Source organism: Actinoplanes sp. NPDC004185 (assembly GCF_053603475.1).
In genome coordinates this window covers 25,150-35,982 of record NZ_JBSGFR010000068.1, presented here as the reverse complement: position 1 = coordinate 35,982, position 10,833 = coordinate 25,150, and the positions used below count along the sequence as shown (strand labels likewise).

Annotated in this window: 9 protein-coding genes and 1 pseudogene; 7 read left to right on the top strand and 3 right to left on the bottom strand. The window is 71.4% G+C overall.

Features of this window, described 5'->3' with window-relative positions; translation table 11 throughout:
* The 3 genes from ACWEOZ_RS40600 to ACWEOZ_RS40590 all read left to right on the top strand — a co-directional run.
* Nucleotides 1-2,431 (top strand): DEAD/DEAH box helicase (locus tag ACWEOZ_RS40600; protein WP_451916003.1); only part of this gene is annotated, 2,431 nt, incomplete at its 5' end.
* On the top strand, nt 2,424-3,149 hold the full coding sequence (locus ACWEOZ_RS40595; RefSeq protein ID WP_451916002.1) for an SWIM zinc finger family protein: 726 nt from the start codon (nt 2,424-2,426) through the stop codon (nt 3,147-3,149). The genes ACWEOZ_RS40600 and ACWEOZ_RS40595, both read left to right, overlap by 8 nt.
* An 8-nt stretch (nt 3,150-3,157) precedes the next feature.
* Entirely contained in the window at nt 3,158-3,556 is a 399-nt protein-coding gene (locus ACWEOZ_RS40590; protein ID WP_451916001.1) for a nuclear transport factor 2 family protein, read from the top strand.
* A gap of 63 nt (nt 3,557-3,619) precedes the next feature.
* Here the strand turns inward: ACWEOZ_RS40590 and ACWEOZ_RS40585 are convergent, their stop codons facing one another.
* The gene (locus ACWEOZ_RS40585; RefSeq protein WP_451916000.1) at nt 3,620-4,666 is read right to left on the bottom strand and encodes an NAD(P)-dependent alcohol dehydrogenase; all 1,047 of its coding nucleotides are present in this window, start codon (nt 4,664-4,666) and stop codon (nt 3,620-3,622) included.
* A gap of 193 nt (nt 4,667-4,859) precedes the next feature.
* Here ACWEOZ_RS40585 and ACWEOZ_RS40580 point away from each other — a divergent pair.
* Nucleotides 4,860-5,717 (top strand): annotated as a pseudogene (locus ACWEOZ_RS40580) (aldo/keto reductase).
* Between the two features lie 14 nt (nt 5,718-5,731).
* Here the strand turns inward: ACWEOZ_RS40580 and ACWEOZ_RS40575 are convergent.
* Both ACWEOZ_RS40575 and ACWEOZ_RS40570 read right to left on the bottom strand, forming a co-directional pair.
* Nucleotides 5,732-6,088 (bottom strand): nuclear transport factor 2 family protein, encoded by a 357-nt coding sequence (locus ACWEOZ_RS40575; RefSeq protein WP_451915999.1) that lies wholly within the window; start codon nt 6,086-6,088, stop codon nt 5,732-5,734.
* A gap of 61 nt (nt 6,089-6,149) precedes the next feature.
* On the bottom strand, nt 6,150-6,845 hold the full coding sequence (locus tag ACWEOZ_RS40570) for a M23 family metallopeptidase (protein WP_451915998.1): 696 nt from the start codon (nt 6,843-6,845) through the stop codon (nt 6,150-6,152).
* A gap of 420 nt (nt 6,846-7,265) precedes the next feature.
* Here ACWEOZ_RS40570 and ACWEOZ_RS40565 point away from each other — a divergent pair, with 420 nt between their 5' ends.
* From ACWEOZ_RS40565 to ACWEOZ_RS40555, 3 genes are read left to right on the top strand one after another with little or no spacing between them, the layout of a single operon-like run.
* Nucleotides 7,266-8,858: a pectate lyase family protein gene (locus ACWEOZ_RS40565; protein ID WP_451915997.1), complete on the top strand. Its 1,593-nt coding sequence runs from the start codon at nt 7,266-7,268 to the stop codon at nt 8,856-8,858.
* Complete coding sequence (locus ACWEOZ_RS40560) at nt 8,855-9,826, top strand: pectate lyase family protein (RefSeq protein ID WP_451915996.1); 972 nt, start codon at nt 8,855-8,857, stop codon at nt 9,824-9,826. Before ACWEOZ_RS40565 ends, ACWEOZ_RS40560 begins: the two co-directional genes overlap by 4 nt.
* On the top strand, nt 9,823-10,773 hold the full coding sequence (locus ACWEOZ_RS40555; RefSeq protein ID WP_451915995.1) for a pectate lyase family protein: 951 nt from the start codon (nt 9,823-9,825) through the stop codon (nt 10,771-10,773). Before ACWEOZ_RS40560 ends, ACWEOZ_RS40555 begins: the two co-directional genes overlap by 4 nt.
* The last annotated feature ends 60 nt before the right edge of the window (nt 10,774-10,833 follow it).

The window sequence follows — 10,833 nt, the reverse complement described above, 5'->3', positions numbered from 1 at the left end:
GGCCGCCGACACCCTGCACGCCGCGTTGCACCGGCTCGTCGACGGCCTGGTGCGCACCCGGCTCGCCGAGGCCGGCGTGTCCCTCGACGGGGCCGCGTGGCTCACCGCCCTGGCCGCGGAGCCCGACTTCGACGCGGGGCCGGGCGAGCTCGATCCGCTCACCGACGCCCTCGACGCCTGGCATGCCGAGGCCACCAGCGACGCCGCCGTCCGGCTCTGCTTCCGGCTCACCCACCTCGACGACCTGGAGCCGGAGGAGCCCGACGCCACCGGCACCCCCGAGCCCGTCACGGCCGAGGATGCCTGGCTGCTCGAGTTCCTGTTGCAGCCGCTGGACGAGCCCAGCCTGCTGGTCACCGCCCAGGACGTGTGGCGTGACCGCAGTGCGCCGCTGCGGCGCTGGACCCACCACCCGCACGAGCGCCTGCTCGCCGGGCTCGGCCGGGCCGCCCGGCTGTTCGGCGACCTCGACGCCGCCCTGCGCGGGGCCCGGCCCACCGAGCTCGTCCTCGACACCGAGGGCGCGCACCGCTTCCTGAGCCACGCCACCCTGCTCGAACAGGCCGGTTACGGTGTCCTGCTCCCCGCCTGGTGGCGTGAGCCGCAGAGTCTCGGCCTGGCGCTGGAGGTCCGCCCCCGCGACGAGACCGCCCCGGTGCTGCGTGACGACGCCGCCGACCTGGCCACCATCGTCGGCTACAACTGGGGGCTGGCGCTGGGCGGGCGCACGCTGACCGAGGACGAGCTGGCCGACCTGGCCCGGGTGAAGGGGCCGCTGGTGAAGCTGCGCGGCCGGTGGGTCTATCTCGACCCGGAACGGCTGCGGGCGGGGCTCGAGTTCCTGCGGCGCGGCGGCGGCACGATGACCGCCGGGGAGGCGCTGCGCCTGATCCGGCTGCTGCCACCCGAGGAGCTGCCCCTGCCGGTGACGGCGTTCGGGGGCAACGGGTGGCTCGCCGACCTGCTCTCCGGGCGGCTGGGGGAGCGGCTGGAGCTGCTGGAGCCGCCCGCGGGCCTGGCCGGTGAGCTGCGGCCGTACCAGGTGCGGGGTTTCTCCTGGCTGGCGTTCCTGGACGCGCTGGGGGTGGGCGCCTGCCTGGCCGACGACATGGGCCTGGGCAAGACGGTCCAGCTGCTGGCGCTGCTGCTGCACCGCGGTGGCGGGCCGACGCTGCTGATCTGCCCGCTGTCGGTGCTGGGCAACTGGCAGCGCGAGGCCGCCCGGTTCGCGCCCGGGTTGCGGGTCCGGGTGCTGCACGGCGCTGATCGGCCCGGGCCCGCCGAGCTGCTCGACGGGGCCGATGTGATGCTGACCACGTACGCGATCGCCGCCCGCGATGCCGACCAGCTGGCCGCTGTGGCCTGGGACCGGGTGGTTCTCGACGAGGCGCAGCACATCAAGAACAGCGCGGCCGGCGTGGCCCGGGCCGTCCGCCGTTTCCCGGCGCGGCACCGGGTCGCGCTCACCGGCACCCCGGTGGAGAACCGCCTGGCCGAGCTGTGGTCCATCCTGGACTTCCTCAACCCCGGGCTGCTGGGCAGCGCGCACACGTTCCGCGCCCGCTACGCGGTCCCGATCGAGCGGTACGCCGACGAGGACGCCGCCGCCCGGCTGCGCCACGCCACCCGGCCGTTCATGTTGCGCCGGGTCAAGGCCGACCCGGCGGTCATCCAGGATCTGCCGGACAAGCGGCACACCCGGCACCTGTGCGGGCTGACCGTCGAGCAGGCCACCCTCTACCAGGCGGTGCTCAACGAGATGAGCGAGCGGCTCAAGGAGGAGACCGAGATCCGCACCAAGGGCATCGTGCTGTCCGCGATGACCAAGCTCAAGCAGGTGTGCAACCACCCGGCCCAGCTGCTCGGCGACGGCTCCCCGCTGCCCGGGCGCTCCGGCAAGCTCGAACGGCTGGAGGAGATCCTCGACGCCGCCCTGGCCGACGGGGAGAGTGTGCTGTGCTTCACCCAGTTCGCCCGCTTCGGCGCGATGCTGGTGCCGCACCTGGCCGCCCGGTTCGCCGTACCGGTGCGTTATCTGCACGGCGGCACGCCGCGGCGTGAGCGGGACGCGATGGTGGCGGCCTTCCAGGCCGACCGCCGTCCCGGCATCTTCGTGCTGTCGCTGAAAGCCGGCGGCACCGGCCTCAACCTGACCGCGGCCAACCACGTCGTGCACGTCGACCGCTGGTGGAACCCCGCCACCGAGACCCAGGCGACCGACCGGGCGTTCCGCATCGGCCAGCACAAGGACGTCCAGGTGCACACCCTCGTGTGCCTGGGGACCCTGGAGGAACGCATCGACCGGCTCATCACCGACAAGGGTGTGCTCGCCGAGCGGGTGGTCGGCAATGGCGAGGGCTGGCTGACCGGCCTGAGCACCGACGAGCTGCGGTCACTGCTGACGCTGTCCCCGGAGGCCGTCGGTGAGTGACCGTTTCTCGGCGCCGTTCATCGCCATGGTCGAATCGCTGCGGATGGCGCCGACGTTCGCCCGGGGCCGCCGCGACGCCCGGGCCGGGCATGTCCGGCACCTGGCGATCTCCGGCAGCCTGATCACGGCGCAGGTGCGCGGCCCGGACGACCCGGCGGCGTTCCGGGCCCGGATCGCGGTCCGGGCCTTCGGGGCCGCGGAATGGGCCCGGATCGAGGACGACCTGGCGGCCCAGGCCCGGTACGTGGCCGACCTGCTGGCCGGGCGGATGCCGGACGACATCGCCGCGGTGTTCACCCGGGCCGGGCTGACCCTGCTGCCGCTGTCGCTGGACGAGGTGGCGATGGACTGCTCGTGCGAGCGCTGGCCGATGCCGTGCGTGCATCTCGCCGCGACGTTCTACGCGCTCGCGGAGTCGTTCGAGACCGACCCGTTCGGTGCTTTCACCTGGCGGGGCCGGGGTCGTGACGAGCTGCTGACCCGGCTCAGCCAGCTGCGCGGCACGAGGGCTCCCGCGCCGGAGCTCGAGGTGGCAGACGGCAGTCTGGGCGAGATCGCCGACTTCTGGGGCGGTGCGACGCCGGCCGGGACCCTGCCGGTGCCCGACGCCGGCCGGCCGGACCTGCTGCTGGATCAGCTCGACCCGCCGCCGCTGCGCCCGGGCGGCGTGCCGCTGATCGAGGCGCTGCGCCCCGCGTACCGGGCGCTGCCGGGATAGCCTGGAGAGTGAGCCAGACGCAGAAAGAGATCTTCGAACGATATCTGTCCGCCGGCGCGATCCGGCGTGACCCCGACGCGGTCGCGGCGCTGTTCACCGACGACGGCGTCTACGAGGCGCCGCTGGTGCCGCCCGGCCATCCGCTGCCGCGCCGCCTGGCCGGCCGGGAGCAGATCCGCGACGGGATCGGCGCCTACCACCGGTATCCGGCCTTCGAGGTCACTGTGGACTTCGAGCGTTCCGGTTACGTCCTGCATGACACCGCGGATCCCGGCGTCTTCGTCGTCGAGATCGACACTGTGCTGGTGACGCCGCCGGGGGAGCGGACGACGATGTCACTCGTGCAGATCTTCCGGGTCCGGGACGGGCTGATCGCTCAGCTCCGGGACTACTTCGCGCCGAGCTGACCGGCTCGGCGCCGTGCGCTCAGCCGGCCCGGTTGTCGACCGGGCCGGCTGAGGCGGGACGGATCAGGCGAAGGTCGCCGCGTCGATGACGAAGCGGTAGCGCACGTCGGAGTTCACGACCCGCTCGTACGCCTCGTTGATCTGCTCGGCCGGGATGGTCTCGATCTCCGCCCCGATGTTGTGCTCGGCGCAGAAGTCGAGCATCTCCTGCGTCTCCCGGATGCCGCCGATGGTCGACCCGGCGAACGAGCGGCGCTTCGGGATCAGCGAGAAGACCTGCAGCGACAGCGGCTTCTCCGGGGCGCCCACGTTGACCATCGTGCCGTCCACGGCCAGCAGCGACAGGTACGCGTCCAGGTCGAGCGACGAGCTCACCGTGTTGATGATCAGGTCGAACGAGTTCGCCAGCTCGGTGAACGTGTCCGGGTCGGAGGTCGCGTAGTAGGCGTTCGCGCCCAGGCGCAGGCCGTCCTCCTGCTTCTTCAGCGACTGGGACAGGACCGTCACGTCCGCCCCCATGGCGTGAGCGATCTTCACGGCGACGTGGCCGAGGCCGCCCAGGCCGACGACGGCGACCTTCTTGCCGGGGCCCGCCTGCCAGTGGCGCAGCGGCGAGTACGTGGTGATGCCCGCGCACAGCAGCGGTGCGGCGACGTCGAGCCCGAGGCTGTCGGGGATGCGGACGACGAACCCCTCGGTGACGACGATGCTCTGCGAGTAGCCGCCCTGGGTCGGCTGGCCGTCCTTGCCGACGCCCGCGTACGTGCCGACGTTGCCCTTGGCGCAGTACTGCTCCTCGCCGGCGGTGCAGTACCGGCACTCGCCGCAGGAGTCGACCATGCAGCCGACGCCGACGCGGTCACCGACGGCGTACTTCGTCACCTCGGCGCCGACCTCGGCGACGATCCCGGCGATCTCGTGCCCGACCACGATCGGGTACGGGGTCGGCCCCCACTCGCTGCGGGCGGTGTGGATGTCCGAGTGGCAGATGCCGGCGTACTTGATGTCGATCCGGACGTCGTGCGGGCCGACGTCGCGGCGCTCGATCGTCGTCGGCGCCAGCGGCTCGGTGGCCGACGGGGCGGCGTATGCCTTCACGGTGGTGGTCACGGTTCTCCTCGGTGTTCCGGTGCTTTGCGTCCAGATAACCGCCGGCCGCCCGGATGCGGGAGGGCCTGACGATGGGGGTACTGGTGGAACCTCCCAGCGCGGGCCGGCCCGGCACAACGTCCGGGGCGGGACACCGCGCCCGGCTGTAGGTGCCCTCACGAGTTCCCGTTATGCCTGCCGAAGGAGTACCGCGATGGAGATGCGACCGCTGGGACGGACCGGAGTGCAGGTCAGCCAGCTGTGTCTCGGCACCGTGATGTCCGGCGACTGGGGGACCAGGGACCACGACGAGAGCATCAAGATCATACATCGGGCGCTGGACGCGGGGATCACGTTCGTCGACACGGCCGACGTCTACTCCCAGGGGAGTCCGAGGTCATCGTGGGCAAGGCGCTGACCGGCCGTCGACCTCGACGAGACGCTGGGCGCGCTCACCGACCTGGTCCGGGCCGGCAAGATCCGCCATCTCGGCCACTCCACGTACCCGGCGTCGGCGATCGTCGACGCCCAGTACGTCGCGCGGGACCGGCCGCGTGAGCGGTTCGTCACCGAGCAGCCGCCGTACTCGATGCTGACCCGGGCCATCGAGAACGAGGTCCTGCCGGTCTGTGCGCGTTACGGCATGGGCGTGATCCCGTACAGCCCGCTGGCCGGCGGCTGGCTCTCCGGCCGCTACCGCAAGGACGCCGATCCGGCCGGCCCCACCTCGGTCGCCCGGCAGCGGCTGGCCAACCGCTTCGACCTGTCCCGGCCGGAGAACCAGCGCAAGCTCGACGCCGCGGACCAGTTCGGAAAGCTGGCCGACGAGGCCGGGCTGACCCTGGTCGAGCTGGCGATCGCGTTCGTGCTGCGGCACCCGGCGATCACGGCACCGATCATCGGCCCGCGCACCATGGAGCACCTCGAGTCGCAGCTCGCCGCGGCCGACGTACGGCTGTCCGACGACGTGCTGGACCGGATCGACGAGATCGTGCCGCCCGGGGTCACCCTGAACCCGGCCGACAACGGCTGGGTCAGCCCGGCTCTGCTGCCCGCCGCCCGCCGCCGCTGAGCACGACGACCGGGTCAGCTCAGCGAGCTGAACTGGACCGCGGCCAGCTTCCAGGCGCCGGCCTGCCGGACCCACGCGTGGCTGACCCGGACGGTCAGGTCGATCGGTGTGCCCTGCCACGTGGCCCGGCAGTGCTGCACGCCGCGCACGATCGCGGTGCCGTCGTAGTGCCGGACGTCCGTTTCGGAATTGTCGACCGCGAGGAACCGGAAATCGTCGTGGCGGGCGATCCACTGCTGTTTGCCGAGCACGTATCCCTGTTCGCCGATGGACCGGAAATCGTCGGCCAGCAGCGATTCCAGCCGGTCGGTGTCACCGCGCAGATCCGCGTCGTCGAATGCGGCCTGCAAGGTCAGGATGTCGTCCGTCATGGTGTTTCCCCGGGTCCGGCCAGGCCGCCGCGGCAGCGCGTCACCGGACCACCGTAGCGGTTCAGACGGGGAGGTCCCCGGTCACCGGTTCGACGATCTCGGACTCGTCCGGGACACCCCGCGGGACCAGGACCGGGGTGGCGCCGGGCCGCCGGTGGGCCCGGTATCCTCCGAACGCCATGGGTACGCCGCGCGCGGTGAACGGATCCGCGGCGTCCATCACCTGGATGTGCAGGTGGGGCTGGAGCGAGTTGCCGGAGTTTCCGCAGTCGCCGAGCGGCTCGCCGGTGCCGACCTCGTCGCCCGGTCCGACCCGCACCGAGCCGGCGCGCAGGTGGGCGAGGACCACGTACCGCTGCTGGTCCCGCAGTCGCAGGATGACGTGGTTGCCGGCGATGGCCCCGGCGCCCTGCCGAGCCCGGGCCGCCTGGGTGAGCGCGTAGGCCACGCGGGTGAGCTGCGAGCGCCGGGCCTCGTGGTCGGGCTCGCCGCCGTGGACCGCGACGACCGTGCCCGCGGCGGGGGCGAGGACGGGCAGGCCGAACGCGTAGAACCGGTCCGGCGGTTCGGTGGCCAGGAGCGTGCGCCAGTCCCGTACGCCGGCCGTCCGCCGTCCCCGCACGGCGATGAAGTCCATGGCGTAGGTCGTGGCGAACAGGTGGGTGCCGTCGCTGGGCACCCGCCGGGCCGGGCTGTTGCGCGCCAGCCAGGTGCCCCGGAACGGCAGCGTGAGAGTGACCCGGTCGAGATCGGACATGCGGTTTCCCCCGGTTCGCGGACCGTTCACCGTACCGGCGGGGCGCACCACCCGCGCTGCAAACCTTTGCGGTGGAGCCGCCTGCCATTTGGCGCAAATCCGCTCAGAGCCGGGCAGTCCGGTTGACGTCCCGGCCGCCCAGGGGTTTTGCTCGGCGCAAAGCTTTGCCGGGCACCATGGAAACCCTGGTGCAAACAACCGAAGAACGGCCCGGGCGCAAACCGGACCGAAAGCTTTCTTCTCGACCGTACGGCCGTCGGGCCGATGAACGCCGCGCTGGTTGCATGCAACAGACCTGCATATCGGCAGCATTGACTCCCGACGATGAATTTACCTATGTTTTCCGTAGACGTTTCGTCGACGTTTCGGTCAATTGATCGCGCCATTCCCCCCACCTGTCGTCACTCGGGAGAATTCGCCATGCCCAAGAATCCCCTCCTGGCCACCGCTGTCGCGGCTGCCCTGACTGTGATGGTCGCGCTCGCCGGCACCAATGCCGCTTTCGCCGACGCGTTCTTCGGTGACACCTTCGACGACGGCGACGCGAACGGCTGGACGAAGTCCGGCGGCAGTTGGTCGGTCGTCACCGACGGCTCACCGGCCTACCGGCAGGCCGGCACGGGCGCCGGCGCCCGGGCCCAGACCGGCGACCTGGCCTGGTCCGACTACACCGTGCGGGCCCGGGTCAAGCCGACCGCCTTCGCGACGCCCGCCCGCTCGGCCGGCATCACCGCCCGCAGCACGACGATGAGCAGCTACTACGCGCTGGTGCTGACCGGCGGCGGCGCGGCGCAGTTGCAACGCGTCGCGAACGGCACGGTCACCGTGCTGGGCTCCGCGGCCGTCGGCGTCATCACCGGCACCTGGTACGACCTGGCCCTGCGGGTCACCGGCTCCACCCTGGCCGGCTCCGTGAACGGCGCCCAGGTCGTGCAGGCGAGCGACGCGACCTTCAGCTCGGGCCGGATCGGCCTGGTCACCTCCTACGCCGCCGCCTCGTTCGACGACGTGGTGGTCGAGACCCCGGCACCGGGCCCCGACCCGACCGGCACGACCCCGCCGACCACGCCACCCGACCCCGGCTCCTGCCGGGTCGCCGGAGCACCCAGCGGCTTCGCGGCGGTGAACGCCTGGGGCCGGGCCACCACGACCGGCGGGGCGGGCGGTGCGACGATCGCGGTCGACACGGCAGCCGAGCTGCTCGGCGCCATCGCGCGGCCCGAGCCGCTGACCATCTGCGTCAGCGGCACGATCACCCTGCCGGCCGGCATGTACGACGTCGCGTCGCACAAGTCGATCGTCGGCGTCGGCGCCACCGCGGGCATCACCGGCGGCGGTTTCAATATCGGCCTGCCGGTCTCCGCGGCGACGACACTGCCGGCCGACGCCGTGCAGAACGTCATCATCCAGAACCTGTCGTTCCGCAAGGCCAGTGACGACTCGATCAACGTGCAGATGTTCTCGCACCACGTCTGGATCGACCACAACGACCTGGCCCAGGGCTACGACGGCCTGATCGACATCAAGCGCGGCTCGTCGTACGTGACCGTGTCGTGGAACCACACCCACCACCACACCAAGAACATGCTGCTCGGCCACGACGACAAGAACGCGGCGCAGGACACCGGCCGGCTGAAGGTCTCCTACCACCACAACTGGTTCGACGCGACGCCGCAGCGCAACCCGCGGGTCCGCTTCGGCGAGCCGGTGCACGTCTACAACAACTACTACTTCCACAACACCGACACCGGCGTGGCCTGCCAGAACAACGCCGGATGCCTGGTCGAGGGCAACTACTTCGAGAATGTGGAGGAGCCGGTGACCAACACCTACGCCGGGCCCGCCGGCCGGTGCGTCGCCCGCAACAACGTCTTCGTCGGCGAGTCGGGTGCCCCGGACTGCTCCGGCACTGTGCAGGAGGCCAGCGCCTACTACGCGTACACGCTGGACGACCCGAACTCGGTCAAGGCGATCGTCACCGGTGGTGCCGGCGTCGGAAGGGTCGCGGCATGAGGACGGCTGCCCTTGTTGTCGCCGCCCTGGCCGCGGCTGCCGCTGTACAGGTGCCCTCCACGCAGGTCGCGGCGGCACCCGCCGTAGCGGACGGCTTCGCGAGCGTCAGTGCGCTCGGGCGCAACGGCACCACCGGTGGCGCGGCGGGACCGACGGTCACGGTCACCACGGGCGCCGCGCTGGCGCAGTACGCCGGCACGAACAGCCCGTACACGATCCTGGTCAGCGGCCGCATCACCGTCGACGACATGGTCACCGTGGTGGCCGACAAGAGCATCATCGGCGTCGGCTCCACGGCGGAGATCACCGGCGGTGGCCTGCAACTGGGCTCCACCACGCGACCCGGCAACAACGTGATCATCCGCAACATCAGGTTCAGCAACGCCTCGGACGACTCGGTGAGCGTCACCAACGGCGCCCACCACGTGTGGATCGACCACAACGAGTTCCTGCCGAGTTACGACGGCTCGCTCGACATCAAGCGCAAGTCCACCTTCGTCACCGTCTCCTGGAACCGTTTCCGCGGCACCGACAAGACGATGCTGCTCGGCCACTCGGACTCGTACACCGCCGACGTCGGCTACCTCAAGGTCACCTACCACCACAATTACTTCGAGGGCAGCAACCAGCGCCACCCTCGGGCCCGGTTCGGCGACCCGGTGCACGTCTACAACAACTACTACCGCGACATCGGGCTCTACGGGATCGCGTCCACCCAGAACGCGGGCGTGGTGGCCGAGGGCAACTACTTCGAGAACGTGCCGTTCCCGTGCCACTCGGTGAGCGGCTACGCCGACAGCGATCCGGGCCGGCTCGTGCAACGCGCCAACGCCTTCGTCAACTCCGGGATCTGTGAGGCCGGTGGCACTGTCACCGAGCCGTCGACGTTCTACGCGTACCAGCTCGATGCCGCGTCGTCGGTGCCCGCCGCGGTCACCGCGGGCGCCGGAGTGGGGAGGGTCTCATGAGAATCGCTCTGTGTGCGGTGCTGGTGGCGGCCGGTCTGACGGTGGCCGGGCCGGCCCAGGCGGCCCCGGCCGGCGCCCCGGACGGCTTCGCCTCCGTGGCGGCGCTGGGCCTGTCCGGCACCACCGGCGGCGCCGGCGGGCCGACGGTCACCGTCGACACCACCGACGAGCTGCTCACCGCGATCGACACGGTCGGCCCGATGACCATCCAGGTGTCGGGGACGATCGCCATCACCAGCAAGCAAGGGGTACGGCCGAACAAGACGATCGTGGGCCTCGGCGCCACGGCGGTCATCACCGGCGGCGGCTTCGACTTCTACCGCTCGTCGAACGTGATCGTGCGGAACCTGACCTTCACCGACGCGGAGGACGACGCGGTCAACGTGGGGCAGCAGTCGCACCACATCTGGATCGACCACAACACCTTCCGCCGCCCGGCGGACGGCTCGGTCGACATCGTCCGCGGCGCCGACTACGTGACGGTGTCCTGGAACCACTTCGCCGGCACCGACAAGAGCATGCTGATCGGCCACTCCGACGGGGCGGCGTCCACCGACATCGGCCACCTGAAGGTCAGCATCCACCACAACTTCTTCGACGACTCCCGCCAGCGCCACCCGCGGGTGCGCTTCGGGGAACCGGTGCACGTCTACAACAACTACTTCCTCGGCAACGAGCTCTACGGCATCGCCTCCACCGAGAACGCGGGCGTGCTGGTCGAGGGGAACTACTTCGCCTCGGTGCCGTACCCGTGCCACTCGACGAGCGGGTACGCCGACAGCGGCCCGGGCCGGCTGGTGCAGCGGGCCAACGTGTTCGTGGGGTCCGGACCGTGCGAGGCGGGCGGATCCGTGGTGGAGCCGAGGACCTTCTACGCGTACACGCTGGACGCGGCGACGTCCGTGCCGGGCCTGGTGGCGTCCGGGGCCGGCGCGGGCCGGATCTGACCGCGGGCGGCGCCGGTCCACCACCGGCGCCGCCCCCGGCCGGGCCGTTAAGGTGACCGG